Origin of the sequence: Novosphingobium aquimarinum, assembly GCF_009746585.1 — a bacterium.
GTDB classification, from domain to species: Bacteria; Pseudomonadota; Alphaproteobacteria; order Sphingomonadales; family Sphingomonadaceae; genus Novosphingobium; species Novosphingobium aquimarinum.
Genome location: NZ_WRPO01000022.1, coordinates 1 through 26,199, shown reverse-complemented (window position 1 = coordinate 26,199; position 26,199 = coordinate 1). Strand labels below are relative to the sequence as shown.

Here is a 26,199-nt window from a genome sequence, read left to right as displayed (position 1 = left end):
TGCTGCGCGAACGGTCGCCCTAAAGATTAAGGTGAGGGGTGTCGAGGATGAACGCGAGCGGCGAGCCCCCCGCGATCCCCGGAGACACCTCATCCCACCTTCGGAGCCGCCGGCGCAGGGCGTAGTTGCGGATCCGCGCTCAGCATCCGGATCGTCGCCCAGGCCATCGCCAGCAGCACCAGCGCGAAAGGCAGGCCCGTGACGATCGCGGCGGTCTGCAGCGCGCCGAGCCCCCCGGCGAACAGTAATCCGGCGGCGAGCACGCCCATCGACACCGCCCAGGTGACGCGCGGCACCAGCCCCGCCTCGTGATCCCCGCCAGAGGCGATCATGGCGACGACCAGCGCACCGCTGTCCGCCGATGTCACGAAGAACGTGGCGATGATGATGACGGCAAGGCCCGAAGCGACCGAGGTCAGCGGATAGTGGCCGAGAAAGGCGAACAGCGCGTCAGGCATGCTGGTCGCGACGGCGGCTTGCAGCCCGCCCTTGCCGAACAGCTCGATGAACAAGGCGCTGTCGCCGAAAATCGTCATCCAGATGAAGGTGAACAGGCTCGGCACCAGAAGCGTGCCCGCGATGAATTCGCGCACCGTGCGCCCATAGGAAATGCGCGCGATGAAGATTCCGACGAAAGGTGACCAGCTGACCCACCAGGCATAGTAGAAGATCGTCCAGTCCATCTGCCACTTGCCGCCGGTATAGCTTTCGGTCCAGCTCGAAAGGTAGATGAACTCCTGGAGATAATATCCCAGGTTCTGGATGAACGAGTTGAGCAGGAACACGGTCGGTCCGGCGACCAGGACGAACAGCGCCAGGATCAGCGCAAAGCCCATGTTCATCTGCGAAAGCAGCTTGATCCCCTTGTCGAGGCCGAAAGCGACCGAAGCCGTGGCCATGGCGGTAACGACGGCGATGATGACGGCTTTCGCCACCATCGTATCGCCCGCACCGAACAGGAACGACAGGCCGGCGTTGATCTGCGACGCGCCAAAACCGAGCGATGCCGCGACACCGCATACGGTCGCGACGATCGCGAGGATATCGATCAGGTCGACCATGAAGCGCGGGCAGCGCGGCCAGGCTTCCTGGAGGAAACTGCCGATGCTGAGCGTCCGGTTGCGGTTGAAGGCGACGTAAGCGAGGCCAAGCCCGATCATCGCGTAAATGCCCCAGGCATGCAGCCCCCAGTGCAAGTACGTGAGGCCCATGGCGTGCTGGGCATTGCTGGCAATCGCCATCGGCCGGATCGGCTCGGGAGTGGAAAACCGGGAGAGCGGGGGATTGCCGAAATGCAGCAGCGGCTCGGCCACGCCGTAGAACAGCAGGCCGATGCCCATGCCGGCGCTGAACAGCATCGCGAACCAGGCCGCATATGTGAACTCGGGCTTCGCATCCGCGCCGCCGAGCCGGACATGGCCAAGACGCGAGAACGCGATGACCGCGCACGCCCCCAGCAGCACATTGACCGTCAGGACCAGAAGCCAGCCGAAATTGATCGTGGCATATTGCTGGATCATGGCGAAGATCGCTTCGGCTTCGCCATGATTGACGAGCGCGAACGCGAGCAGGGCACCGATGACGCCAATCGCGCCGTAGAAGACCGTGGGATTGAAGCCGACCGTCCGGCCAAGCGCGGGCGTCGCCATCTCAGCGATGCTCCGCGCGGTACAATGCGATCAAATTAGCGATCCTTTGCGGTAAAGCATGATGGCCCAGCGTAGGTTTCCGTTCGCCGCACCCTCGACCCAATGGCCGAGACCATCCGCCATACGGGATACGAACGCATCGGGAAGCCCCATTTCGGCCTGCCGTGCCAGCAATTCCTCGCGCACCCGCGCATAATGGCGCTCCAGCTGGTGCGTCATCTCGTCCGTTTCGACTTCCTCGAAACCGCGCGCGCGCAGCGCATCGCGATAAAAACCGATCGAAGCGAGGTCCGGCAAGTGGATGCGATCGTAGATCGGCTGCAGCGCAGAGCTATCCGCCAACCCATCGGCCTGCATCGGATCGTGGAACACGAACAGTCCGCCCGGCTTCAGCACGCGCGAAACCTCGTCGAGCACGGCGGCGCGATCGGGCGCGTGGAGGATCGCGTCCTGGCTCCAGGCGATGTCGTAACCACCGTCGGCGAACGGCATAGCATCATAGGATCCGTCGACGACGTCGATCCGCTCGCCGAGACCGGCCTCGGCGCTGAGCTTGCGGTTCCGCTCGTTCTCGACTTTCGAGAGGTTGAGGCAGGTGACGTGGGCACCCTTGGCCGCGAGCACGCGCGCGGCGCCCCCGTAGCCCGAACCGAGATCGATCACGCGCTTTCCGGCAACGTCGCCGACGCGCGCGATCATGCTCTCGACCGTGCGCCGACTGGCCTCGCGGATGTCGTCGGTCTCGTCGTAGAGACCGATGTGGATGTCTTCACCGCCCCAGATCGCGCTGTAGAAGCCGTCCGCCTCGTCGCTGTCGTAGTAGTCGCGCGCAACCGCGACGCCTTGGGCAACGTCGTTCATGCGTCGTCCCCTTCGTAGGTCTTCTCGGCGATGTGAATGAAAAAATCCGGATTGGGCTCTTCCGCCTCTTCGAGGAAATCACCGTAGGTGTGGATCTTGCGGAACCCGGAGTCCTCCAGCAGTCCGCGCAGATAGGTGCGACGCAGCGGAAACATGTTGAGATTGTGCTTCGAGCCGTCGGGGAAGCTGTATTCGAACCGGGCCAGCCCCTCGTCGATGTGGACCGGCTTGGCCACGACCTGATCGCCGCAGTAATAATACCGGTGCTTGGTCGAGAACCCGTTGTCGAGAATGCCGTCGTAATTGCGCTGATCGATGATGAGGATGCCGTCGTGCTTCAGCGCGGCGTAGAACTCGGCCAGGGCGCGGCGTCGGTCGGATTCGTCGAACAAGTGCGTGAAGCTGTTGCCGAGGCAGATGATCGCATCGAATTTTCCGTGCACGTCGCGATTCAGCCAGCGCCAGTCGGCATGGATGGTCTTGAGCACCACATCATGCCGCATGCCGTTCTGGAAGGCCTTGGCGAGCATTTCGGCAGAACCGTCCGCCGAGAACACGTTGAACCCGGCCTTGAGCAATTGCACCGAATGGAACCCGGTGCCGGTCGCCACGTCGAGCACGGCGTGCTTGCCGCGCGCCTTCAGAACATCGATGAAAAAGCGGCCTTCACTTTCCGCCCGCTGATCCCAATCGATCAATTCGTCCCACTTGTCGACGAAGCCGCGTACATATTCCGATGTATACTTATCCGTCTCACGAACAGACAACGGATCATTACCATAACTTTGTCGTTGATCCGGCGCGAATACAGCTCTGGTGTCTACCAAGAATGGTTCCCCCTTCAGGATCCGACATGCTACAGGTCGCAGCGTTCGACTACGCGCGACACTTTCATTCAGCAGTCTGTTGGTTGGTCGCGCGGCAGCTAACATTTTCCCCGGGGGGTTGCCACCCCCCGAGGCCTAACAATTCTTATTTTCTGGTTTGGATCGTCTCATTTCCCGGCGCATCCAAGGGGTTGCGTCCAGGGAAAATCGACGGGTGCCGCTCTGGGCTTAGATCTCGGCGTCCGCCAGCACCGCGCCGCGCAGTTGGGCGATGCCTAGCCCCTTTTCGGCCGAAGTCACATGGATCTCGGGATAAGCGGCCACATGCTTGCGGGCCTCGGCTTGCGTCGCGGCGGTGACCTTTTCGAGTTCGCTCGCCTTGATCTTGTCCGCCTTGGTGAGGACGATGCGGTAGCCTGCCGCGGCTTCGTCGAGCATCTTCATCATTTCGGCATCGACAGGCTTGATGCCGTGGCGGCTGTCGATCAGCAGCAGCGTGCGCTTCAGCACCACCCGGCCACGCAGGAAATCACGCACCAGCCGGCGCCAGGTCTCCACCACCGCGGGCGGGGCCTTGGCAAAACCATAGCCGGGCATGTCGACCAGCCGGAACTGCACCGGTTCGCCCACGCAGAAGAAATTGAGCTCTTGCGTGCGCCCCGGCGTCACCGACGTGCGCGCGATCGCTTTGCGTCCGGTCAGCGCGTTCAGCAGCGAGCTCTTGCCCACGTTCGAGCGACCGCAGAACGCGATCTCGGGCATGTCCGGATCGGGCAGAAACTTGAGCTGCGGCGCGCTCTTGAGGAACGTCACCGGGCCGGAGAACAGCCGCCTGGCGCGTTCCTCGACCCCGTCCGCAGTCTCGCCGGGCTCGGTCACCTCAGGCGCCGCCCTTGGCGGTCTTGTCGCGTTCGGCCGCGCGTTTGCGATCGGCCGCGTCCTTGTCGGCTTGCGCCTTCAGTTGCGGATGCCGCGAATAGAGATACTTCTGCTGCGCGATCGTCAGCAGGTTCGAGGTGATCCAGTAGATCAGCAGGCCCGCCGCGAACGGCGCCATGATGAACATCATGAACCAGGGCATGATCATGAACATCTGCTGCTGGATCGGGTCCATCTGGGCCGGGTTCAGCTTGAACTGCAGGAACATCGTGATGCCCAGCAGCAGCGCCAGAATACCGATGCCGAGGAAGCTCGGCGGATCGAACGGCAGCAGCCCGAACAAGTTGAGGATGTGCAGCGGATCGGGCGCGGACAGATCCTTGATCCATAGCACGAAGGGCTGGTGGCGCATCTCGATCGCCAGGATCAGCACTTTGTAGAGCGCGAAGAACACCGGAATCTGCAGCAGCATCGGAAGGCACCCGGCGACCGGGTTGACGCCTTCGTCCTTGTACAGCTTCATGATCTCCTGCTGCTGCTTCTGCTTGTCGTCCTTGTAGCGATCCTGGATCGCCTTCATCTTCGGCTGGATCGCCTTCATCGCCGCCATCGAGGCGAAGCCGCGCTGGGCGACCGGGAACATGATGCCGCGCACGATGCAGGTGAGCAGGATGATCGCCACGCCGAAGTTGCCGACCAGGTTGAACAGCGAGATCAGCACCCAGAAGATCGGCTTTTCGAACCAGCGGAACCAGCCCCAGTCGATCGCGAGGCCGAAATTGGTGATGCCGCCTGCTTCATAAGCGTCGAGCACGGTGTGCTCTTTGGCGCCGGCGAACAGCTTGCTGGTGCGGCTGACTTGCTGGCCCGGTTGCACCACGACGGGATCATAGATCACGTCTGCGCGGAACAGGTTGTTGCCGAGCGAGCGGAACGTGCCTTCGGCGCGCGCATTCACCGGCGCAATCGCGGACATCCAGTAGACGTCGGTGAAGCCCGCCCAGTTGGCGCGGCCAGCTGGCGCCACCGTGCCATCATCGACGAGATCGTCGTAATTTGGTCCGAACGAAACCGAACCATCGAACGCTCCGATCGGGCCCGAATGGACGTTCCAGGTATCGAGGCTGGCGGTCTTGTCGGTTCGGTTGAGCAGGCCGAACGGCTGCACCGCGACCGCGCCGTTGCCGGCATTGCCCAGCGTCTGCTTGGCCGTGATGAGATAGTTGTCATCGACCGCGAACGTCAGAGTGAAGACCTGGCCGGCACCATTACGCGTGGTCAGCGTCACCGGGGTCGACGGCGTCAGCTTCGCGCCGTCGGCGACTTGCCACACGGTGCCCGCATTGGGCACCTGGACACCCTCGCCGACCCAGCCGAACTGCGCGAACTGCTGCGCGGGGGTTCCGGCGGGCGAGAACAGACGGACCGGGCCCGAATCCTTCTTCACCGTCTCGCGGTGGCGGTTGAGCACGAGATCGTCGATCACCGCGCCCTTGAGGTTGATCGAACCCGAAATGCCTGGCGCCTCAATCGGCACGCGGCCGCCTTCGGCCAGCGCCTGGTCGAGATCCTTTTTCTCGAGCGCGAGATCCGTCGCATCGCGCAAGCCACCCTCGCGAGTCGGCTTGGTCGGGCTCACCGCGGCATCGGCGCCGCCTTGCTGCTCCACCTTGGTGGGCGTGTCCGCCTGCGGGTAGAAATAGCCCACCGCCGCGTCCCAGCCGAAAAGCACGAGCGCCGTCAGCAGGACTGCAAGGATGATGTTGCGCTGATTATCCACGAAAGTTCCTAAGCCATCCGATGTCTTGTGCGGCTCGCCAGAGCCACCTCAGGGCACCGGATCGTAACCGTGCCCCCCCCAGGGATGGCAGCGCAATATACGCTTGGTCGCGAGCCAGCCACCCCTAATCGCGCCGTGCTTTTCGATCGCCTCGATCGCGTATTGCGAGCACGAAGGTGCATAACGACAAGAAGGCGGCATCACTCGCGACGGGCCGAGTTGCCAGGCCCGGGCGAGGAGGATGAGCATGCCGCGCACCAGCCAGCCGAAACCGGAGACCGCCTTGAGCACCAGAGCCTTGGCACTCACTTGCGCTTCCTCGGGCGGCGCGGCGGGTCGCCCTTGCCGGCGCGGGCACGATCGAGCGCGGCGATGAGTTCACCGCGCAGCGCATCGAAATCGCGTTCGATCCCGGTCTCGCGGCCGATCAGCACGTGATCGTAACCGGCCAGCCCCTTTTCGGGCAGGATCGACCAGAGCAGTTCGCGAAAGCGCCGCTTCATCCGATTGCGGACGACAGCATTGCCGATACGCTTGGTGACGGTAATGCCGTAACGCATCGCCTCGCCGCCGTTGGGTCTGGCGAGCAGCACGAAACCGGGACGCGCGACACGCACACCCCGGTTGGCGGCAAGATAATCGGCCCGCCGGGTCATCCCCTGCGGACGGCCGCTCATCGAGCGATCAGGCGGACAGCTTGTTGCGACCGCGGGCGCGGCGGGCACGCAGCACCTTGCGGCCACCGGGGGTCGCCTTGCGGGCGCGGAAGCCATGGCGGCGCTTGCGGACAAGGCGGCTGGGCTGGAATGTGCGCTTCATTGCAAACCTCGAACAAGTTATCGCGCCGCTTGGCGCGAACAAAAAGGGCCGCCCGCAACAGGGCGACCGCTGAACAGACGGGGCCGTTAATGGAGCTACGCGCGAGAGTCAAGCATCCGCCGGCCCGTTGATCGCCCCGCGCACGCGCGCCAGCTCCGAAAGCTGCGAACGGAAGGTCACGCTTCCGGTGTGCGTGAGGTTGATCCACGGACATGTCCAGACCTGCAGTCCGATACTGCGGACTTGTCGGCAGAAGTGATAATCTTCCGAGACATAGGTGCTGATCGCTTGCCGCCGTTCTTCGAGAAAAGCGAGGACTTGCGTCGGGCCGGCCTCGGGATGGCTTTCCAGAAAGGCACGCAAGTCGGCCTCCAGCGTTTCCGTTCCGCCTTGCGTCGCGGTTTCGAAGAACTGGGTGATGACGGGGCTCGATCCCTCGGCGCGGTCGTTGGCGCCCGCCTTGTAGCGCCGTTCGGGGAAAGCCTCGCGAAACCGTTCGAGCGTGCGCCGGCGGATGCTGACGAAGCCAGTGCCCGCCTGCGTCACTTCGACCGGGCTGCCCAGTGCGAAACTGCCACCTCGTGCGAGATGCAGGCCGATGTCGCTCGCGAAGCGCTCGAGCTGCGCCGGGTCCTGCGCCGCCAGCCCCAGTTCGACCGCCCTGGCGATGCTGTTCCAGTCGAGCCGCTTGAGCGGATAGGGCGCGGCGAGCACGTCGTAGGGATTGTCGCTGCCGTCGCGGCGTTGGATCGCCAGCAGATCGAAGACGTCGGCCGCTTCGAACCCGATATCCGAATCGATCATCACCAGGTGCTGCGCCGCCGATTGCAGGAACCGGTCGCACAGCGTGTTTCGCGCCGTGGTGATCAGCGCGTCGCCGCAAGGGAAACACACTTGCAGCGACACACCGTGCTGATTGCACAGGGCGGTGAGCTGACACATGCCGTGCAGAAACGCCGAATGGCAGCGCCCATCGTACATCGGCGTGCCAATGACGATGCTGGCGCCCCGCAGGCTCTCGGGATCGTAAGACGGTCGCAATCACGGATCTCCGCTAGGTCGCGCGCAAGACACGCAGATCTAGCGGATTGAATCCGAAGCTGACAGGGACGTTTAGCCGACCGGACTGTCGAGCCGCACCCACAACGCCATCTGCGAGGCATTAAGCCAGCGCGCGGAAGCATGCGGGGCCGAGTTGGTCATGGCATAGAACGCTTCGGCCTCGATCGGGCTCATGCCCATTTCGCGATAATAGGCGAGGTACTTGGCATTTTCGGGATCGGCGAGCGCATAGTCGTCGGCCTCGTGGCCGCTATCGTCGAGCCAGGCATGGACCGCGAATTCGGCACCAGGCTCCACTGTCCGGCGCGCGCCGGCAACGAACAGCTCGACCGCGCCCGACCGCACCGAGCCTCCGGCCGGCACGCGCGTCGCGATCCCGGCGGAGCGGATCATCCGGCCCAGCCGCAAGTTGGCGTGGTCGTCTTCCGTGCCGGGACAATCGATCATGTCGAGCTCGGCGATCTGGGGATACGCCCGCAGCATCGCCGCGAACTGCCCGGGCGTGGCCGGACCCGTGACGTCGACCAGCGCGGCGCGGCGATCGTCGAGCACGCGAAACGGGCCGAAGGCGGCGATCGCCGTATCGCTAGCAGCGGTCGCTGGATGGACCGGCTGCTGCACCGCCCCAAGGAAGCGCTCGCTACCATCCGCGCGAAGTTCGTACGTCTCGATGATCTCGTAGATCGTTTCGTGCGCCGACAGCGGAGTCGCGCCAAAGGCGAACAGCAAAGCGAGAAACATGAGGGGCCGGCACATGCTGCGATAGTCGCCCACCCCGCTTACCGACTCGATGACGGAAAGGGTTAAAGCGTCATTGTGGATGTTTTCTCTTCAAGCGCAGGCTCGACAGTTCTGTCGACTGTAGTCATCCTAAGTACTGTTTCGTAGGCTTGCTGACGAATTCGGTCCTTGTCGGGAGAGATGCATGGTCGCGCTGGTCTCGACAGTGGCCTATCTGGGGCTCGAAGCCCGCAGTGTCGAAGTCCAGTGTCAGATCGCGCCGGGGATGCCGGGCTTCCATCTCGTCGGCCTGCCCGACAAGGCGGTGGGCGAGAGCCGGCAACGCGTGCATGCCGCGCTCGCTTCGATGGGACTGGCACTTCCGGCCAAGCGCATCACCATCAACCTTTCGCCCGCCGATCTGCCCAAGGAAGGCTCGCATTACGATTTGCCGATCGCGCTCGCGCTGCTGACCGCGATGGGCATCTGCGACGTCGAGCAAATGAGCGATTTCGTCGCCGTGGGCGAACTGGCGCTCGACGGGCGGATCGTGCCGTCACCGGGCGTGCTGCTCGCCGCCATTCACGCTTCGAGCGAAGAGAAGGGGTTGATCTGCCCCGCGTCGCAAGGATCCGAAGCGCGCTGGGCGAGCGGCGTTTCCGTCCTCGCCGCGCCCAACCTGCTCGCGCTGATCAACCACCTCAAGGGCTCGGGACAATTGCCCGAACCGATCCAGGGGGAGGCCGTCGCGCGCGAACGCGGGCCGGACTTGCGACAAGTCAAAGGTCAGGAAACCGCAAAGCGCGCGCTCGAGATCGCCGCCGCCGGCGCGCACAACCTGCTGATGATCGGGCCGCCGGGCGCCGGCAAATCGCTTCTGGCGAGCTGCCTGCCGGGGATCCTGCCGGAGTTGTCGCCCGCCGAAGCGCTCGAAGTGTCGATGGTTGCCTCGGTCGCCGGAGCGCTGGAGAACGGTCGGATCATGCGTGCGAGACCCTTTCGCGCCCCGCACCATTCGGCCTCGATGGCCGCTTTGACGGGTGGCGGATTGCGCGTGAAGCCGGGCGAAGTCTCGATGGCGCATCTCGGCGTGCTGTTCCTCGACGAGCTGCCCGAATTCCAGCGCGCGGTGCTCGATTCGCTGCGGCAGCCGTTGGAGACGGGCGAAGTGAGCGTCGCGCGCGCCAATGCGCACGTGACCTATCCGGCGCGGGTGCAACTGATCGCAGCGATGAACCCGTGCCGTTGTGGCCATCTGGGCGATCCCGCGCTGGGGTGCAGCCGCGCGCCGCGTTGCGCTGCCGATTATCAAAGCAAGGTCTCGGGGCCGCTACTCGACCGGATCGACTTGCACGTCGAGGTCGATCCGGTGCGCGCTATCGACCTCGCGCTGCCGCCCCCCGCCGAAGGTAGCGAACAGGTGGCGGCCCGCGTGACGCAAGCGCGAGCACAGCAAACCGCGCGGCTCGAAGGAACCGGCCGTCGCAGCAACGCCGAGCTGGAAGGCGATCTGCTGGACGCGCACGCCACGCCCGACGACGCCGGACGCAAGCTGCTGATGCAAGCCGCCGAAGCGATGCGTTTGTCCGCGCGCGCCTATACCCGCATCTTGCGCGTCGCGCGAACGATCGCCGATCTGGCCGGAGCCGAGGGCGTGGGCCGGATCCACGTGGCCGAAGCCCTCAGTTACAGGCGCCAACCGCCTCGGGGCTGACGATCGGCGCGGACGGCTATTGATCGCGGGTCGCCAGGCGGTCGGCGCGATCGCGCCGGTTCGCCATGCGCTGCGACGCTCGCGCTTGTGCTCGCTGCGCCTGCCGCTGCTGCACTTGCGCCTGCCGCGTTTGCCGCTGCTGGACCTGTGCCTGCTGCGCGCGACGCTGCTGCTGTGCCTGCGCCCGGACCGTCCGACGCTGCTGGACCTGTGCCTGCTGCGCGCGACGCTGCTGTGCCTGTGCCCGCTCCGCGCGTCGCTGCTGGACCTGAGCCTGCTGAGCGCGACGCTGCTGGACCTGCGCTCGCTCCGCCCGGCGCTGCTGGACCTGAGCCTGCTGCGCGCGACGCTGCTGCGCCTGAGCCCGCTCCGCGCGTCGCTGCTGGACCTGAGCCTGCTGCGCGCGACGCTGCTGTACCTGCGCTCGCTCCGCCCGGCGCTGCTGCGCCTGAGCCCGCTCTGCACGCCGCTGCTGGACCTGCGCTCGCTCCGCCCGGCGCTGCTGGACTTGTGCCTGCTGCGCCTTGCGCTGCTGCGCCTGCGACCGCTCCGCACGTCTCTGTGTGGCTTGGGCCTGTTGTGCCCGCCGCTGCTGCGCTTGGGCACGCTCTATCCGGCGCTGCGGAACCGCTATCCGATCCGCTCGGCGCGCTTGCGCCCGCTCCGCACGTTGCTGCCGTACCTGCGCCTGCTGCGCGCGGCGCTGCGCTACGAGTGCCTGCCGGCCCCGCTGCTGCTGCGCTTGCGCCCGCTCTGCACGGCGCTGCTGGAACTGGGTTCTTTCCGCACGACGCTGCCAGACCTGCTTCTGTTGGGCGCCGCGTTGCGCGAGCTGCGAGCGGTCTTCCCGGCGTTGCTGCGCGAGCGCCTGCCGCGCGTTGCGCTGCTGCTGGGCTTGGGTCCGCTGCAATCGACGTGCCGAAAGTTGCCGGCGCATCGCGGAGTCCTCTCGGCTCGGCATCAGGCTGGCGCGGCGCATTTCGGCCCGCCGTTCGATCCTTGCCGCCTGTTTGGTCGCAGCGATCCGGCGCTCGGCGCGCTGTTCGATCTGCTGGCGACGCAACACGGCGGGAATCGTACCGCCGCGCTTATCGGCACGCGCCATCCGCGTCAAGCGCCGGCGCTCGCGGGCCGCGATCCGCTGCTCTTGTGCGGCGACCGCGCGGCGCACCGAAGCCTGCTGCCGGGCCTCGCGATAGAAGCGCGGAGCGGAGCCGCGATAATCGGCCGAGCGCCAGCGATCGAAGCGATTCGCCGCATAGCGGCGCGCGGCCTGTTCCTGCGCCCAGCGCGTTTCGACCACCGGCTCATGCGAACGAGTCCAGTTGCGCCAGCCGTCGCGGTTGGCGCGGGCGCGTTCCCAATCGCGCTGATCGCGCTCGATGACGGCGCGCTGGCGCTGCCACAGCGGCGCGGCGATCCCGCGATGGCGCCGGCTCTCGCCGGCACGATAGAGCTGCGCGCCGCGATCGAAATAGCGCGAAGCGACCCGGCGCTGCACGCGCACCCGGTTGCGATCGAGAACCCGTCCATACCGATCGTAAACCACGACCAGGTCGTTGTTGCGATAGCCATAGCTGTAATAGGGATCGCGCACGAGGAATGGCCGCGCGGCGTTCGGTTCGTAATAGTAATAGCGATAATCGCCGCCGCGGATCGGCTCAGCATAGCGCGTGTAGCGGTCGCCCGTCTGCCACGCCCAGGGCTGAACGCCATCGTAGTCGAAATAATAGTCGGGCGGGCTATCGTCGAGAACGCCGCCAAGCAGCGCCGCCAGTGCCAGATAGGCGAAGGTATCGGTGCCGGCATTGTCGACGTACGAAGATGGGTCCGGTTCGCGATAGTCGGGGGCGTCGTCGTAATAGCGCGGCGCGTATCCGTAATCGCGCGCATAAGACACCGCACTGCGACGGGGGGCATAGGCCATCGGCTGCGCGTCCGGCAGCGGCGGCAGCGCGAAGTCGTCAGGCGCGCCGGAATCGGCGAAGCCATAGTTCTCGAGCGGCCAGTCGTAGTCGCTGCCTTGCAGCGCATAGTGATCGGGTCCGTTGACCCGCGCATCGTCCGGGCCGCAACCGGCGAGAGTCGCGGTCAGGGCTACCAGGCTTGCTACCGTTGTGGCGCGAGATGCCTTCCAGGCCATGACGCGTCTCCTTATTGTTACCGTCGAAGCAAAGTTCGTTCATTCGAGGGCTAATTTACCTGAATGAAACTGAACCTGTGGTGGTCGGGGCATTCATAAAAGAGAGGAGTGCACGCATCGCCGCGACGCCGGCTCGCCTCGCCGCATCGACAAGAGCGTGATCGGCAGTTGACCGGCAGGGCCTCAAGGATCGAGGCGGCTTACCTCGTGGCCCGGCTCACACAGGAGTGTGATCAGTCTTCGCGTTCCAGTTGCACCAGGACTTCGGCGATGACCTCGCGGTCGCACGCGAAGCCGAGGTGCGTGCAACGCATGGCCACCGCCCGGTCCCGCTCGTGGCGCCAGCCGCTGGCCGACCGGGGATGGATCACCCCGTCGCGCGGGCTCCATAGCGCGATCGTCGGAACGGGAGGCTTGTGGCCACAAGTGCTCTCGACCGGGGGCGCATCGACGGCATGGCCGGTCACCGCCTGATAGACGCGCCACGCGTTGTTGGCCCGGGGATCGCCGGAAAACGGGGAGCCCAGGGTGATCACTTTGGCGACCTGATCGGGCATGCGATGCGCGATCTCGCGCGCGTAGAGCCCGCCAAGGCTCCAGCCGATCAACGCGACCGGCGCCTTTTCCTCCTGAGCGAGGATCGCGACGCGGCGCATGAGAAACGCAAAGTTCTGCGGCGTCGGCCCGAGATTGAACCCGAGACCCCAGTGATGCACAGAATGGCCCGCCGCTTCGAGCGCATCGGCCATCGCCTGCATCCGCTTGGGATGCGCGCCGAAGCCGGGGATGATCATGACCGGCTGCGGACGATCGCTATGAACGCCATGCTCGCCCGATGGCTCGCGCCGCATCCAGGCGGCGACTTCGCCCAGCAGATAGCGCAGCGGCGGCGAACGCACGCCTTGCGGCTGTGGCTGGCGCGCAAGCGCAGCGCGCCGTGCCAGGACCCGCAAGGGTCGGCCCGCGTCCTTCATTGCACTGCCGGCCGCGACTGCGGCGCCTGCGAGGGGTCCGATCATGGTTTCAACTGCCTGCCACCCCTGCAAATCGCCTGGGGGTCTTGGGTTCCTTCTAGAACGACGTCTTCAAAGTGTCATTTAGGAACCCTCGGCCGTCAGAAAAGTGTCATCCCACTTCGTCGCCGCGGCATTCGCCCACGCGCTTCGAGACGATGCCCATCTCCATCGACATCGGCTTGCCCTCCATCTCGCCCTTGGTCTGGATCGCGATGTCGTAGGCGTCTTCGGAATACGTCCCCTGCATTTGCAAGTCCTGCTTCATGCCTTGCTCGGTGCACGTCATCGACGCCTCGATCCGCCCGCCTTCCATCGAGAAGGTCTTGTACGTGCAATCGTCGTTGCCGGGCTGGAAGAATTCCCCTTTCGGCTTCGCCGCCTCTTCGGGGGTCAGGCAGGTAGCGACAGTGCGCTGCTTGCCCATTTCCTTTTGCATCATGCCCTTCATCGAGTCCGGCATGCCGGGGACATCGAAGGCCTTGATCTGCATCTGCACTTCCCAACGGCCGGGCTGCGGCGTGACGTTCGCCGCCGCGACTTTGGCTGCGACCTCGGCATTGCTCTCGCCCTTCGCGCTTTTCGCAGTGTCGGCCGAATCGTCCTTCGTCGCGTCTTGCGACGAACAGGCCGCCAGCACGAGCGCCGCGGCCATGGACACGGCCAGTCGCTTGCCCTGTCGCCTTCCCAGACGCTTCCAACTCACGGCAGCACGCATGGCAATTCTCTCCCTGTGGTCCGGCAGTGCCGGTCGATGATTCCGGTCCAGGCTCAGCAGCCGCCGATGCGCTTGCCGGTCACGGTGCCCTTCACCTTCATCGCTCCGGTGCGCGCGTTGTCGATCGTGGTGTCGGTGGTCATCGTGTAGCCCGTTCCCGACACGGTGCCGTTGACGATCGAGCGCATCTTGCCCTGCCCCTTGACGTTGCAGACCATCACCGCGCTCAGCTTGCCGCCCGAAAACGAAAATGTCTCGTACTTGCAGTCGCTGTCCTTACGCGCGCCCAGCGCCTCGGAAGGCGGCCGGCTCGCCTGCTCGGGCGTGATGCAGGTATCGACTGAATAGCCCTGCCCCATGCGACCCTTCATCATCTGCGCGACCTGCGGCGGGAGACCCGGAATGGTCATGTCGGTAATCGTCGTCGAAGTGCGCCATTTGCCGGGCGTCATCCCGCTGCCGGCCGCCGAAAGACCGCTGACCGCAAGCGGCAACGCGACGCCGCCCGCCAGGGTAAAGACGACAATAGAAATATTGCGGTTCAAATTCACGATGAAATCCCCTCCGTCGATCATGGTCTGTCCCAAGAACGGCGCATTTTTTCAGCCCCGCTCAGACGAGTCCAGCCCTCATTTGCATGCCGCGGCCTGGTCTGGATGTGCGATTTCGCACTCTATGATCGTGATTTACTGTGCGCTCAGTCTTTCACCTTGGGCGTGTCGGCGCAGTCCCCCAGCCGTTCGGTCTTCATGTGCATTCCGATCTTCGCGGTTCCGGTTGGCGAGGACGGGTTCTGCAAGTCGGCATCGATCGTCACGTCCGAGCCTTCGGGGCCGACGTTCCCGGCCAGCACGAAAGTCGCGGTGCCCTCGGTCACGCTGGCGCAATCGAGCTGCGCATTCACTTTCCCGCCACCGACGTCGAAACGCGAGTAGCGGCACTCGCCGCCCTTGCCGACGTCCTGGAACATGTCGCGAAATCCTTTTTCCGACTCTTCCTGGGTCAGGCAGAACTCGGTTTCCTGTTTGGTCTTGGCCATCGCGGCCATGCGGTCGGAATCTTCCTTCGGCAGGCTCGGCATCTCGAAGCGCGTGATCTCGACCACTTGCCGGTACTGGCCGGGACGCGGTCTCTCGATCTTGCTGGCTTCGGCTTTCGCATCGACCATGGACTTGGGCGCGTTCTCCTCCTTGGGGTCCGGCCCGCCGCACCCTGCCAGCAGCACGGTCGCGAGCGCCGCGCCGCTCAAAGCGATCGATTTCATTCCCGCACCTTCCCGCAGATCCACACCGTTTCAGGCCTGCGGGCTATCACTGCCCCCCAGGCCTGCCAAGACGCGCGTTGCGAACCCCGTGTTCGTGCCCCATATGTTCCGCCATGAGCGAACTCGTCATCCGCCGCGGGCTGGAAGAGCCCGACACTTCGAGCAGCTTCGTCCCGCACAAGCCCGCGCGCCCCGAGAAGTCGCTCCCCGGCAAGCGGCTCCAGATCGTTTCGGAATACGAACCCGCCGGCGATCAGCCGACCGCGATCGCCGAGCTGGTCGAAGCCGCGAAGGAGGGCGAGAAGACGCAAGTGCTGCTGGGCGTCACCGGCTCGGGCAAGACCTTCACGATGGCCAAGGTGATCGAGGAACTGCAACGCCCGGCGCTGATCCTGGCGCCCAACAAGATCCTCGCCGCGCAGCTCTATGCCGAGTTCAAGGACTTCTTTCCCGAGAACGCGGTCGAGTATTTCGTATCGTACTACGACTACTACCAGCCCGAGGCCTACGTCCCTCGGTCCGATACCTACATCGAGAAGGAAAGCTCGGTGAACGAGGCGATCGACCGGATGCGCCACTCCGCCACCCGCGCGCTGCTGGAGCGCGACGACGTGATCATCGTCGCCTCGGTTTCGTGCCTCTACGGCATCGGCTCGGTCGAGACCTATTCGGCGATGATCTTCGACATCAAGAAAGGCGAGACCGTCGACCAGCGTGAGCTGATCCGCAAGCTGGTCGCGCTGCAATACAAGCGCAACGACGCCGCTTTCGCGCGCGGCAACTTCCGCGTGCGCGGCGACAATCTGGAAATCTTTCCCTCACACTACGAGGATATGGCCTGGCGCGTCAGCTTCTTCGGCGACGAGATCGAGGACATCGCCGAGTTCGATCCGCTCACCGGCAAGAAGGGCGCGAGCCTTGAGAAAGTGCGGATTTACGCCAATTCGCACTATGTCACCCCCGGCCCGACAATGAAGCAGGCCGCCGAAGCGATCCGCTTCGAACTGGGCGAGCGGCTGAAGGAACTCGAAGGCGAAGGACGCTTGCTCGAAGCGCAGCGGCTGGAGCAGCGCACCAACTTCGACCTCGAGATGATCGCCGCGACGGGCTCGTGCGCGGGCATCGAGAATTACTCGCGCTTTCTGACCGGGCGGTTGCCCGGCGAGCCGCCGCCGACCTTGTTCGAATACCTGCCCGACAACGCGCTGCTGTTCGTCGATGAAAGCCACCAGACCGTGCCGCAAGTCGGCGCGATGGCCAAGGGTGACCACCGGCGCAAGATCACCCTGGCGGAGTACGGTTTCCGCCTGCCCTCGTGCATCGACAACCGCCCGCTACGCTTCAACGAATGGGACGCGATGCGTCCGCAGACGTTCTGCGTGTCCGCCACGCCCGGAAGCTGGGAAATGGAGCAGACTGGCGGCGTCTTCGCCGAGCAGGTGATCCGCCCCACTGGCCTGATCGACCCCCCGGTCGAAGTGCGCCCGGTCGAGGATCAGGTGCAGGACTGCATCCACGAATGCCTCGAAACCGCGAAGCAGGGCTATCGTACGCTGGTTACCACGCTCACCAAGCGCATGGCCGAGGACCTCACCGAGTTCATGCACGAAGCCGGCGTCAAAGTCCGCTACATGCACTCCGACGTGGAAACGCTGGAGCGCATCGAACTGATCCGCGATCTGCGCATGGGCGTCTACGACGTGCTGGTCGGTATCAACTTGCTGCGCGAGGGCCTCGACATTCCCGAGTGCGGGCTGGTCTGCATTCTCGATGCCGACAAGGAAGGCTTCCTGCGCAGCGAGACCTCGCTCATCCAGACGATCGGCCGCGCCGCGCGCAACGTGGACGGGCGCGTGATCCTCTATGCCGACCGAATCACCGGATCGATGGAACGCGCGATGGCCGAAACCGACCGGCGCCGCGCCCGACAGGAAGAGTTCAACGCCGAGCACGGGATCACGCCGACCACGATCAAGCGCCGCATTGCCGATATCGTCGCTGATACCGCCAGCCGCGATGGCGTGCTCGTGGACATCGATGCCGAGGGCGAGAACAACCTCGTGGGCCACAACTTGCGCGCCTATATCGAGGATCTGGAAAAGAAGATGCGCGCGGCCGCGGCGGATCTGGAGTTCGAGGAAGCCGGGCGGCTGCGTGACGAGATCCGCAGGCTGGAGAACGACGAGCTCGGCTTGCCCGAAGGGCAGCACAAGGCGCCACGAGTCGGCCGATCGAACGAAGGCAAGCCGGGAACGCGCAAGACGCGCTACGGCAAGACTCAGAGGAAGTGGGGGAAGTAAGGCGCGACGGTCAAGAGCGCCTCAGAGGTGGGCGTGTCGCAGCGTCTCTCGGAACTCCAGCGCCCATTCCTGACACTTGATCGCCGCCATGCAGTTGTCCCGTGCCTGTTGGTAGGAAGCATCCTGTTCAAGCTCGCTGCGGCTTTCGTAGAGCACTTCCAGGCAGCGGATCTGCCGTTCGGCTTCTTCCCGTTCGAGCGCCGCGGCCTTCAGGAATTCCTCGATCGACAAGTCGCCATGCTCCAGCCGGTCGAACAGCGCGGTGAGATTGCCGAGCGATGGGTCGCTGGTCTCACGCAGGTCCGACCGGACGGCTTCGAGCGCCCGAAGTCCGACCTCAGGTTCCCGCTCCGGCACCGGTAGGGCTTGAGACGGGGCTTCGTCGACCTTCACCTTGGCTTGCGCGGGCCGATCGTGTCGCGCAGTCCCGAAACGCGGGGCCGAAGCCGAAGCAGGCAGTGGCGTTTCGCGGAGCGTCGGTCGCGCCCCACGCGAATCGTCCGACGGCGATGCCCTGCCACGACCCGGCGGCGATCTTACGCCCCCGTCCGCATTCCTCTTGCGTTGCGGTGGCCGCAGGCGGCGCGCGGCGCTCGCCAGGGTTTGCCGGAAACGGGCCTTGCGCGCCGCCACTTTCTCGCCGTTCTCGCGCGCCCAATGGCGCAGGAGATAGGCAAGCGTCCAGACGAGGCCGGCGCCCAGAAGGCCGACGAGCAGGAGAAGGTGCCAGAACGCCATTCAGCACCCCTGGCGTCCGCGCCCGGAACCGTGGCCCGCGCGCATCAGCATTCGATGCCCACGCTGAGGCCGGTCAGTCCCGGCGTGAGGTTGCGATCGTCTCTCAGCACGTAGGCCGCCTCGTGCTTGAAGACCTTGTTGCCGACGAACATCGTCCCGAAAAGCCCCTGATATTCGAAATAGACCTCGACGAACATCACGGCCGAATTGGCGGGCGGGGCGATCAGATGGCCGGGCTTGCCCAGCCCTTGCAAGGTCGCGCCAACGAGCCCCAACCCCTCGCCGCCATAAGCCGAATCGCGATCGAGATCGCCGATGCAGCGTTGCCAATGAATGTAGTTCTTTCCCGTGACGGGAGCCCGCTCGAGGCTGGACAGGATCACGCGCCCGTTCTCCTCCAGACCGAGGCGGCTGCCCTCTTCGATCGCGCCGTCGAGGACGGCCTTGACTTGCGCCTGGGTGATCGTGGGGGTGACCGCGCTGTTGTCCGTCTGGCCCAAACGCGATGCATTGTCGCCAACCGAATTGGCGATCTGGCTGATCTGCATATCGACCGTGGACATGTAAGCGATTTCGGTGCCGTACATCCCGAGCGTCAGCAGAACCGGCAGGACCAGCGCGAATTCGAGCATCGAAACCGCGTCCGCATTGCGCCCGAAACGGCCTGCCCAGGCGCGAGCACGGGAGAGCCGGGACTGGACTGGCCTGCGATCGCTCACTCGCAAGCCCCCGCGTCGGTGCCGTAGGATTCCTGATTGGCGAAGGGCTGGTTCTTCTTCACCGCCGTTGCGGTCAGGGTTTGCTCGCCCACGAACGGGATCGGAAAGATCGGCTGATAGTCGACCGTGACCTTGTAGAGAACGACGTCGTTGGCGCCGCCATTGCCGCCCGTGCCGATATCGGCGTCCCATTGGCCATTGCCGTTTTCGTCGACGAAGTTCTCGTCGTTGTCGCAATCGCCATTGCCGTTCACGTCGTTCCACTGTTCGGGGCGATTGATGTCCTTGAAATCGAAGTAGCTCTTGCGCGTCGCAGCGAACTTCGCGTCCGGCACGACCATGCGGATCGTATCCTCGACCCTGGCATCGGCGGCCGCGATGTCGCCCGCCTCGATCGTCGCGGTACGGGCTGCCTGTTCAACCGCGCCGCTCAGGACCGCGTTCGCATAGGCCATGTGGCCGATCTCGAACGTGCCCATCAGCAGCAGCAGGAAAACCGGCGCCACCAGCGCGAATTCCACCACGGTGACGCCTGCCCGGTCCCGCCTCAGGCGCGCGAGCAGGCGGCGACGGCGCATCGAAGGGTAGTCCTCGCACCTCACTCCACTATCCTCAGTTCGCCGACTTGCTTGGCGATCTCCTGGAAAGCGGCGTTGAGCTGCGTCGCGTTGCTGGCGTTGAACGAGCTGTTGTCCGATGCACAGGCGGCAAGATCCGCCGAGGGCGAACCCGACTTGAACGAGATCGTCCAGATGCGGATCCCCTTGGCACGGATCGACTTGCACACCGCACGGAACCGCGAGCTGTGGCGGGCGATATCGTCCGAATTCGAATGCAGGCCCGAAGCCAGCGGGTTGCCGTAGTTGACCCCGTCCGGCGTCGTCTTGCGGTCAAAATATTCCATACCGTAGGACGTCAGGGTGTTGAGGTTGGGCGCCATGTCGCCGTCGGTCATGAAGATGATGTGCTTGGACACCTCGGCGCCGTTGTCCGGCGGCTCGTTGACGAGGTCGCCGAAGATGCCGTCGGGCGAAATGAAGCGCCCGCCCCAGGCCATGCCGATATCAAGGTACGTTCCGCCAGACGTGGTCAGGGAATCGGCATAGGCGTTGAAGGCGCTCTGGCTCATGGAAGCAAGAAGCTTGGAAGCCGTAGGACAGGGCCACCAAGTGGAATTGGTGCTCGTCATGGCATCGCCGGCAGTCGTATTGGCCGTCGTCAGATACCAGTTACCGTTGTAGGCAACCTTGCGCTGATAAGTCATCGCTGGCCACATCGGACCCCAGCGCGTGCTATCTTCGCCACCTGGAATGTGATCGATATCGAGATCCTGTGCGCCGTCGGGCGTGAGACCGGTAATGCTCGAAAAGCTGAAGCTTGAGGCGGGTACGGTCGTGGGTTCCTGTACGCAGCCCCGCCAGCGCGAGGTGATGTTCGAAGGCTGCCCCGATGTCTCGCCGATCAAAGTCGTGACGTTCGTGAACGTCTTATAGACACTGGTGTCACGAGACTTTGCGTAATAGTCCCAATGGTCGAAAACCTTGTCAGTGCGATAGACAGGATCCTGCACGCCATATCTCACGGTGCTCGTGACGTAACGTTCTTCGCCACGCGATTGGACTGCATAGCTATTATTCTTGTTAATATTGGTCTGATAACATCGATAGTTCGTGCGGATCTCGCGTTGTCTTGACGTGTAGGTCGTCACGCGCTTTCCATTGGGATAGCTGACGCTGCTTCCCGGCGTCGGATTGCCCGACGCTGTCCAATTCGTAGCAGGGGGTCTAGCGCTGGCACAGGAATTCGAACTGTAATTCGCGCTGCTCGCGTTTGCCCAGTTGCTCGTAAGCGATTCCGCCGTCTCCTGGGGAGAGACGGAAGCCGGGGACGATACTTCATCGCCCCAATGATCGAACACCTGGACGTCCCGATAGTACGGATCGCGAGTCTGGTAGGTCCAGTTGTCCGCAAGATAGTCCGGATTGGTATCGAGCAGCACTTGGCCGACGTTCACCGCCGAGCTGTACGGCACGAAGCCATAGCGAACGCGCGCGTTGGTGCCCGTTGTTGCGGTCTTCACCGTCGCGTAAAAGTTCTTCATCGCGGTGCGCAGCGCGTTGATGCGGTAGTTGTTTTGCGTCGATCCGGCCATGTCGTATTCCATGGAGCCGGTCGTATCGAGCACCATGATCACGTCGCTGTTGCCCACCCCCATCGAGGCCTGGCATTCGACCGCGAGATCCACTTGCGCGAAGCCGAACATCTTCATGATCATGTTGTTCGATGTCGTACTCGCCGTCGCCTTGACCGTTTCGCCATTGTCGTCGGAATAGGGCGCGAAGACGGTATTGACGGTATCCTGGCGAACGTCGTCGAAGTTCGCGGCGAAAAAGTTCATCGCTTGCGAACGCGCGGTCGCGTCGAATCCCTGGTTGGTCTCGGCACGACGCCCCGCGAGCACGGCGGCGTCGCACGCCGACTGCAACCGGTTCTTGGCACGATAGGCCCGGCTCAGATCCACCCCGCTCCCCATCAGAGCCGCAAGCAGCAAAAGGGAGACGGCCGCCACCGGCAGCACGCTGCCTTGACGATCGTTGAGGAAACGAGAACGCACGCTTCGCATCGCCAGAGGCTTTCAAGAAGACGAATAATGCGCCCGGATACGGTCCTCCGCGTTAATTTTGGGTAATCACGATCCGATCGGGAGCGCATAAAGCGCGCCGCGCTCATTCGATGATCCTCAGCTCGCCCACTTGCTTCGCGATCTCCTGGAAGGCCTCGTCCAATTCCTCGGCATCCTCGGGCGAGTAGGAGCTGTTATCCGAAGCGCAGGTATCGAGATTCGTCGTGCTCGATTTGGTGAAGGCGATCGTCCACAGCCGGATCCCCTTGGCCTTGATGGCCTTGCACACGGCCAGGAAGCGCTCGGAATGGCGAGCCCTATCGTCGCTGTCGCTAGCGCAGCAGCGGCTGAGGACGTAACCGTAGCTTTCGTCGTCGGGAGTCGTCTTGCGATCGAAGTACTCGATGCCATACGCCGTCAGCGTATTGATGTTAGGCGACATTTCGCCGTCGGTCATGAAAATGAGATGGCGCGAAACTTCGCCACCATTGTCGGGGGCTTGCTTGACATTATTCGCAAATACGCCGTCTTCTGACAAAAGCCGCCCGCCCCAGATCAGGCCCACATCGAGATAGGTGCCGCCCTTGGGCGTGAGTGCATCGGCATAGGCATTGAAGTCGGACTGCTCCATCTCGCTGAGCAATTGCGCTTCCTTGGGGCAAACGACATCGTCCGGATTGCTCATCGACACGCCGTTGTAGGAGGCATCCTGTTTCAGGTACCAGTTTCTCGAGATGTATTCCGTCCGCTTGTAAGTGACCTCAGGCCACATCGGGCCCCATTTCGTATCGGGATCGGCACCGGGCACATGGTCGATATCGAGATCGTAGGCATCGCTCGGCTGCATTCCGTTCAGGCTGGAATAGGTAAAAGTCTCGGCGGGCGAGGTCTTGACGGCCTGCACACAGCCGTTCCAGCGCGAGGTCATGTTGCTCGGCTGCCCCCCGCTTTCGCCGATCGGCAGAGTTGCCGAAAGACCGGACTTGAAGACGTCCGTGGGATGGATGACCTGCTCATAGGACCATCGCTCGAAAATACGGTTTTCGGTCGTGACGTAGACAGGATCCTGCGTCGCGTGCTGGTGCGTCTTGCTGTCCCGGTAGACGGTTCGGACATACGGCCGGTAGCCGAAAAAAGGGGACGCGCAGTAGTATTCCTTTCGGGTCTGGCGCTGCGTCGTGACCGTAACGGTCACGCGCTGCCCGGCATCATTGAAATAGGTATTCGTTTCTGTGGTGGGCGAAGCGTCTTCCCAGGACGTCGCACTGGGCAGCTCGGACTGGCAGTCCGACCGCCTCCAGTAGAAATTGTCACCGTAGCGTTCCGAGTCGAGCTCCCCCTGATCCGACGAAGTCCCGGTCGTGATGACTGGATTGCCATAGTGATCCAGGGTTTGTGTCGTCTCGATCCGATAGATGGGCTTGCGCGACGGGTATTCCCAACTGTCCGCTATGTAGCTGGGGTCGGTCTCGTACAGCAGTCTCCCGATATTGACGCTCGAGGCGTACGGCACAAACCCGTAGCGCACACGCGCATTGGTCCCGTTCGTGGCGTTCTCAAGCGTCACGTAGAAATTCTTCATTGCGTCCTTGAGCGCGGCCATCCGCTCACCAGAATCGCCAAAGCCATCCATGTTGAAGTTCATCGACGCGGTCGTGTCGAGCACCATCACCACATCGCTGTTGCCGATCCCCATCGAAGCCTGGCATTCGACTTCGAGCGCCACTTCCTCGAACCCAAACAATGACATCAACAGGTTGGCGGACTTTGTGCGGGCCACGCCCTTCACCGTCTCGCCATCGTTGTCCGAGTAAGGCTCGAACGAGGTGTCGTGCGTGTCTTGGCGCTCGTCGCTGAAATTGGCGTTGAAGAAGTTCTCGGCCTGGGTTTGCGCGCTGTCATCGAAGCCGTTGCTGGTCTCCGCGCGCCGCCCCGCCAGGACCGCCGCGTCGCATGCGGATTGCAGCCGATTTTTGGCCCGATAGGCGCGACTGAGATCGACGCCGCTGCCGATCAACGCAGCCGACAACAGGATCGCGACGGCCGCAATCGGCAGTACGCTCCCCCTATCGTCGCTTCTCCAGTTCCTGAAAAACCAGGCCATATCGCGTGCACGCCATTCCCGTATTCCCCGCCGACCCTAGGAGAGCCGCGTAAATATCGGGTAAAGGGGCGTTGCACGTGTGTGAGTGCCGAGTTCGGATTCCGCCTTCAGTCCTGAATTTCCGTGGCGCGAATGAATAATATAGTTGATCGATAAAAAATCATTGATGATACTAATCAATACTTGCGCTTCGTTTCAATTTTCACTGCGACATGAGAAACGAAAGTCGACTTTTTTCAACCATTCGCAGACAACGACTTGCTACAAAACGGCGCACCCCTTTATTTTTCTTCAAACTTAATTAGTGCCCAGGCTTACGAGAAGGACCGACAGATGAAGCGAACGAGGTTCTCGGAAACTTGCCGGGCCGGGGGCGCATGATCAGCGGGAAGGAAACTGTATGGTTTTATCACGAAGAAGGCCTGGCGGTCAGGCGGCGGCGCACCCTCAGCCGTGCTGACGCCACGAAAGCACAGCCGCGAGACCGGCTCTGGCGAAGGCGACCTGAACCTGAAGCTGATCGTAGTCAGCCGCCCGATCCCGCCAGAGTCGCCGAAGCGCGGGCGCTCGCCATTGACCGACGTGCGCGTGACATGCTCCCCTGAAATGTGACCGTTTCTTGAGTAGAGTCCGACACAAAGGAGTCGGACGAAATGAAGCGCAGCAGGTTCAGCGAAGAGCAAATCATCCCAATATTGAAGGAGCAGGAAGCGGGGATGGTGACGGCGGACGTTTGCCGTCGCCATGGGATCAGCTCAGCCACGTTCTACGAATGGAAGTCGAAGTTCGGCGGGCTGAAGGTATCCGAGGCCCGTCGGCTACGGGCGCTCGAGGACGAGAACGCCAGGCTCAAGAAGCTGTTACGGAGATATTGCGAGGAGAACCTGCGGGTCCGTCGCCGCGGTGGCCGTAAGCGTGCGCTGGGTACCAGGGCGCCGATGGTGCTGCCGGATGGGCCTAACCAGCGATGGAGCCTGGACTTCATCTCGGGCACTTTCGCCTGTAGCCGGCGCTTCCGCATCCTGTGCGCGGTCGATTACTACACGCGCAAGTGCCTGGCGCTGGTGGCCGACACATCGCTATCGGGCGTGCGGGTCGCGCGCGAACTGACCCGGTTGATCGGGCTACGGGGCAAACCGCGCACGGTGGTCAGCGACAATGGCACCGAGCTGACCTCGTCGCCATCCTGCGCTGGTCGCAGGAGCGGCGGGTCGAATGGCACGATACCGCGCCAGGCAAGCCAATGCAAAACGGCTTCATCGAGAGCTTCAATGGTCGCTTGCGCGACGAAAGCCTCAACGAGACGCTGCTCACATCGCTGCTCACATCGCTGCTCACATCGCTGCCGCATGCCCGCTTCGTGCTCGATGCCTGGCGGCATGATTACAACCACATTAGGCCACACTCGAAACTGGGCGGAAGAATCCCCGCAGAGAAAGCCGGCCAAGCTGCGGGGGGATCGGCTCCCAAGTGGCGGTCATGTCGAGGTTAACCGCCTGCGCCAGCCTCTCTGCCGCTTGGATGCGTCCGCACCGAGCTTCTGGCGCATTGCACTTCGCTCACCGTCAATGTCGCGCGACGATCAGAATGAGAGAGCGCGACAATCAAGACTTTCTCGGCAAAGTCGATCTCGTTTCATTTGCCGTTGCGTAGCTCTCCGGGCCGAATAAAGACATGCGGCGCGAGACGCAGCGCAAAAATGCGTTTTCCTGGCGGCCGGAGTACTCTTTGATCGCTCGCAACAACTCGCCCACCTTAGCGGGCTCGACGATTGCTGCATTGTGAGTGACCTGCGGGCCTATGAGAGCGCCTCTGAGAATGCCTGCTGGGTTACCGTCGGTACGAAGCGTGGCGAAGCCGTAGCGCAACACCCGGCTCGCAAATGAGCGCAAGCGAATTGCCGTTTCGTGATGCCCTCGCTCGAGATTGGAGCGCACGAATCTGTACGGTCGTAAGCACGGTGGGCCACGCCTCCTGCAAAGTCCCTGGCCCACCAGTTCGTGGGCCACTTTTGTTGAACCTGGGCAGAACATGATGGGAACAGACGGAACAATCCAGAGGAATTTTACCGCTGAATTCCGCGGCTTTCTACAGTGTTCTCATATGTACTGGTGCCGCAAAGCGGACTCGCGTCACGTCCACCCTGAGAACGGCGGTGCAAAATTAGACCACGGTAGCGGCGGCGAAGTGCTGCTGCGGGCGGCGTAAAAGTCGTCCACTTTTTCCCTTTCGCGATGGCGGCGAGGGGGATGAGGGATTTACACCG

Annotated in this window: 23 protein-coding genes and 1 pseudogene; 3 read left to right on the top strand and 21 right to left on the bottom strand. The window is 63.5% G+C overall.

What is annotated here, in order from left to right; genetic code table 11:
• Window positions 1-89 precede the first annotated feature (89 nt).
• The 10 genes from GQO94_RS17060 to GQO94_RS17020 form a co-directional block, all read right to left on the bottom strand.
• Window positions 90-1,649 (bottom strand): BCCT family transporter, encoded by a 1,560-nt coding sequence (locus tag GQO94_RS17060; RefSeq protein WP_156842641.1) that lies wholly within the window; start codon window positions 1,647-1,649, stop codon window positions 90-92.
• A 30-nt stretch (window positions 1,650-1,679) separates the two neighbouring features.
• Window positions 1,680-2,510, bottom strand: a complete 831-nt coding sequence (locus GQO94_RS20845) for a methyltransferase domain-containing protein (RefSeq protein WP_198046017.1) — start codon at window positions 2,508-2,510, stop codon at window positions 1,680-1,682.
• Window positions 2,507-3,337, bottom strand: coding sequence for a glycine/sarcosine N-methyltransferase (locus tag GQO94_RS20840; protein WP_456299632.1), 831 nt, complete (start codon window positions 3,335-3,337; stop codon window positions 2,507-2,509). The genes GQO94_RS20845 and GQO94_RS20840 overlap by 4 nt, the downstream gene beginning before the upstream one ends.
• 228 nt (window positions 3,338-3,565) lie before the next feature.
• On the bottom strand, window positions 3,566-4,216 hold the full coding sequence (gene yihA / locus GQO94_RS17050) for a ribosome biogenesis GTP-binding protein YihA/YsxC (protein WP_156842640.1): 651 nt from the start codon (window positions 4,214-4,216) through the stop codon (window positions 3,566-3,568).
• 1 nt (window position 4,217) lies between these two features.
• Complete coding sequence (gene yidC / locus GQO94_RS17045; protein ID WP_156842639.1) at window positions 4,218-5,996, bottom strand: membrane protein insertase YidC; 1,779 nt, start codon at window positions 5,994-5,996, stop codon at window positions 4,218-4,220.
• A 48-nt stretch (window positions 5,997-6,044) separates the two neighbouring features.
• Window positions 6,045-6,245 carry a membrane protein insertion efficiency factor YidD gene (gene yidD / locus GQO94_RS17040; RefSeq protein ID WP_408636652.1) on the bottom strand — a complete coding sequence of 67 codons (201 nt, stop codon included), beginning with the start codon at window positions 6,243-6,245 and terminating at the stop codon, window positions 6,045-6,047.
• Between the two features lie 56 nt (window positions 6,246-6,301).
• On the bottom strand, window positions 6,302-6,673 hold the full coding sequence (rnpA, locus tag GQO94_RS17035; protein WP_156842638.1) for a ribonuclease P protein component: 372 nt from the start codon (window positions 6,671-6,673) through the stop codon (window positions 6,302-6,304).
• A gap of 7 nt (window positions 6,674-6,680) precedes the next feature.
• Window positions 6,681-6,815 (bottom strand): 50S ribosomal protein L34, encoded by a 135-nt coding sequence (rpmH, locus tag GQO94_RS17030; protein WP_156842637.1) that lies wholly within the window; start codon window positions 6,813-6,815, stop codon window positions 6,681-6,683.
• A 108-nt stretch (window positions 6,816-6,923) separates the two neighbouring features.
• A complete protein-coding gene (locus GQO94_RS17025; protein ID WP_156842636.1) occupies window positions 6,924-7,856 on the bottom strand; it encodes a hypothetical protein in 933 nt (310 codons plus the stop codon).
• A 72-nt stretch (window positions 7,857-7,928) separates the two neighbouring features.
• Entirely contained in the window at window positions 7,929-8,633 is a 705-nt protein-coding gene (locus GQO94_RS17020) for an alpha/beta hydrolase (RefSeq protein WP_156842635.1), read from the bottom strand.
• Window positions 8,634-8,802: 169 nt separating this feature from the next.
• Between GQO94_RS17020 and GQO94_RS17015 the strand changes: the two genes are divergently transcribed.
• Window positions 8,803-10,311, top strand: coding sequence for a YifB family Mg chelatase-like AAA ATPase (locus GQO94_RS17015; RefSeq protein ID WP_156842634.1), 1,509 nt, complete (start codon window positions 8,803-8,805; stop codon window positions 10,309-10,311).
• Window positions 10,312-10,327: 16 nt separating this feature from the next.
• Here the strand turns inward: GQO94_RS17015 and GQO94_RS17010 are convergent, their stop codons facing one another.
• From GQO94_RS17010 to GQO94_RS16990, 5 genes are all read right to left on the bottom strand, one after another.
• Complete coding sequence (locus GQO94_RS17010; RefSeq protein WP_156842633.1) at window positions 10,328-12,454, bottom strand: hypothetical protein; 2,127 nt, start codon at window positions 12,452-12,454, stop codon at window positions 10,328-10,330.
• Between the two features lie 233 nt (window positions 12,455-12,687).
• Entirely contained in the window at window positions 12,688-13,473 is a 786-nt protein-coding gene (locus GQO94_RS17005) for an esterase/lipase family protein (protein ID WP_332310851.1), read from the bottom strand.
• Window positions 13,474-13,579: 106 nt separating this feature from the next.
• Window positions 13,580-14,185: a DUF3617 domain-containing protein gene (locus GQO94_RS17000; RefSeq protein WP_156842632.1), complete on the bottom strand. Its 606-nt coding sequence runs from the start codon at window positions 14,183-14,185 to the stop codon at window positions 13,580-13,582.
• Window positions 14,186-14,238: 53 nt separating this feature from the next.
• Window positions 14,239-14,760, bottom strand: coding sequence for a DUF3617 domain-containing protein (locus tag GQO94_RS16995; protein WP_156842631.1), 522 nt, complete (start codon window positions 14,758-14,760; stop codon window positions 14,239-14,241).
• Between the two features lie 122 nt (window positions 14,761-14,882).
• Window positions 14,883-15,449 (bottom strand): DUF3617 family protein, encoded by a 567-nt coding sequence (locus GQO94_RS16990; protein WP_156842630.1) that lies wholly within the window; start codon window positions 15,447-15,449, stop codon window positions 14,883-14,885.
• A 113-nt stretch (window positions 15,450-15,562) separates the two neighbouring features.
• Between GQO94_RS16990 and uvrB the strand changes: the two genes are divergently transcribed.
• Window positions 15,563-17,749: an excinuclease ABC subunit UvrB gene (gene uvrB / locus GQO94_RS16985; protein WP_156842629.1), complete on the top strand. Its 2,187-nt coding sequence runs from the start codon at window positions 15,563-15,565 to the stop codon at window positions 17,747-17,749.
• Between the two features lie 21 nt (window positions 17,750-17,770).
• Here uvrB and GQO94_RS16980 read toward each other — a convergent pair whose 3' ends face one another.
• The 5 genes from GQO94_RS16980 to GQO94_RS16960 all read right to left on the bottom strand — a co-directional run bounded on the left by GQO94_RS16980 (window position 17,771) and on the right by GQO94_RS16960 (window position 23,933).
• Window positions 17,771-18,487: a hypothetical protein gene (locus tag GQO94_RS16980; protein WP_156842628.1), complete on the bottom strand. Its 717-nt coding sequence runs from the start codon at window positions 18,485-18,487 to the stop codon at window positions 17,771-17,773.
• A 44-nt stretch (window positions 18,488-18,531) separates the two neighbouring features.
• Complete coding sequence (locus GQO94_RS16975) at window positions 18,532-19,206, bottom strand: TadE/TadG family type IV pilus assembly protein (RefSeq protein WP_156842627.1); 675 nt, start codon at window positions 19,204-19,206, stop codon at window positions 18,532-18,534.
• Entirely contained in the window at window positions 19,203-19,784 is a 582-nt protein-coding gene (locus GQO94_RS16970) for a TadE family protein (protein WP_156842626.1), read from the bottom strand. The genes GQO94_RS16975 and GQO94_RS16970 overlap by 4 nt, the downstream gene beginning before the upstream one ends.
• Before the next feature lie 20 nt (window positions 19,785-19,804).
• Window positions 19,805-21,820, bottom strand: coding sequence for a pilus assembly protein TadG-related protein (locus GQO94_RS16965; protein ID WP_232332989.1), 2,016 nt, complete (start codon window positions 21,818-21,820; stop codon window positions 19,805-19,807).
• 112 nt (window positions 21,821-21,932) lie between these two features.
• Entirely contained in the window at window positions 21,933-23,933 is a 2,001-nt protein-coding gene (locus GQO94_RS16960) for a TadE/TadG family type IV pilus assembly protein (protein WP_156842624.1), read from the bottom strand.
• A 653-nt stretch (window positions 23,934-24,586) separates the two neighbouring features.
• Here GQO94_RS16960 and GQO94_RS16955 point away from each other — a divergent pair.
• A pseudogene (locus GQO94_RS16955) lies at window positions 24,587-25,425 on the top strand (integrase core domain-containing protein).
• A 112-nt stretch (window positions 25,426-25,537) separates the two neighbouring features.
• On the opposite strand, the gene GQO94_RS21430 reads toward GQO94_RS16955, so the two are convergent.
• A complete protein-coding gene (locus tag GQO94_RS21430; protein ID WP_408636648.1) occupies window positions 25,538-25,966 on the bottom strand; it encodes a phage integrase central domain-containing protein in 429 nt (142 codons plus the stop codon).
• Window positions 25,967-26,199: the final 233 nt, after the last annotated feature.

What these genes read in the sequence shown, in the direction of transcription:
- GQO94_RS17060 (WP_156842641.1), bottom strand. Translation starts at nt 1,649, where the DNA reads ATGGCGACGCCCGCGCTTGGCCGGACGGTCGGCTTCAATCCCACGGTC.
- GQO94_RS20845 (WP_198046017.1), bottom strand. Translation starts at nt 2,510, where the DNA reads ATGAACGACGTTGCCCAAGGCGTCGCGGTTGCGCGCGACTACTACGAC.
- yidD (WP_408636652.1), bottom strand. Translation starts at nt 6,245, where the DNA reads ATGCTCATCCTCCTCGCCCGGGCCTGGCAACTCGGCCCGTCGCGAGTG.
- rnpA (WP_156842638.1), bottom strand. Translation starts at nt 6,673, where the DNA reads ATGAGCGGCCGTCCGCAGGGGATGACCCGGCGGGCCGATTATCTTGCC.
- rpmH (WP_156842637.1), bottom strand. Translation starts at nt 6,815, where the DNA reads ATGAAGCGCACATTCCAGCCCAGCCGCCTTGTCCGCAAGCGCCGCCAT.
- GQO94_RS17020 (WP_156842635.1), bottom strand. Translation starts at nt 8,633, where the DNA reads ATGTGCCGGCCCCTCATGTTTCTCGCTTTGCTGTTCGCCTTTGGCGCG.
- GQO94_RS17015 (WP_156842634.1), top strand. Translation starts at nt 8,803, where the DNA reads ATGGTCGCGCTGGTCTCGACAGTGGCCTATCTGGGGCTCGAAGCCCGC.
- GQO94_RS17010 (WP_156842633.1), bottom strand. Translation starts at nt 12,454, where the DNA reads ATGGCCTGGAAGGCATCTCGCGCCACAACGGTAGCAAGCCTGGTAGCC.
- GQO94_RS17005 (WP_332310851.1), bottom strand. Translation starts at nt 13,473, where the DNA reads ATGATCGGACCCCTCGCAGGCGCCGCAGTCGCGGCCGGCAGTGCAATG.
- GQO94_RS17000 (WP_156842632.1), bottom strand. Translation starts at nt 14,185, where the DNA reads ATGCGTGCTGCCGTGAGTTGGAAGCGTCTGGGAAGGCGACAGGGCAAG.
- GQO94_RS16995 (WP_156842631.1), bottom strand. Translation starts at nt 14,760, where the DNA reads ATGATCGACGGAGGGGATTTCATCGTGAATTTGAACCGCAATATTTCT.
- GQO94_RS16990 (WP_156842630.1), bottom strand. Translation starts at nt 15,449, where the DNA reads ATGAAATCGATCGCTTTGAGCGGCGCGGCGCTCGCGACCGTGCTGCTG.
- uvrB (WP_156842629.1), top strand. Translation starts at nt 15,563, where the DNA reads ATGAGCGAACTCGTCATCCGCCGCGGGCTGGAAGAGCCCGACACTTCG.
- GQO94_RS16980 (WP_156842628.1), bottom strand. Translation starts at nt 18,487, where the DNA reads ATGGCGTTCTGGCACCTTCTCCTGCTCGTCGGCCTTCTGGGCGCCGGC.
- GQO94_RS16970 (WP_156842626.1), bottom strand. Translation starts at nt 19,784, where the DNA reads ATGCGCCGTCGCCGCCTGCTCGCGCGCCTGAGGCGGGACCGGGCAGGC.
- GQO94_RS16960 (WP_156842624.1), bottom strand. Translation starts at nt 23,933, where the DNA reads ATGGCCTGGTTTTTCAGGAACTGGAGAAGCGACGATAGGGGGAGCGTA.
- GQO94_RS21430 (WP_408636648.1), bottom strand. Translation starts at nt 25,966, where the DNA reads ATGTTCTGCCCAGGTTCAACAAAAGTGGCCCACGAACTGGTGGGCCAG.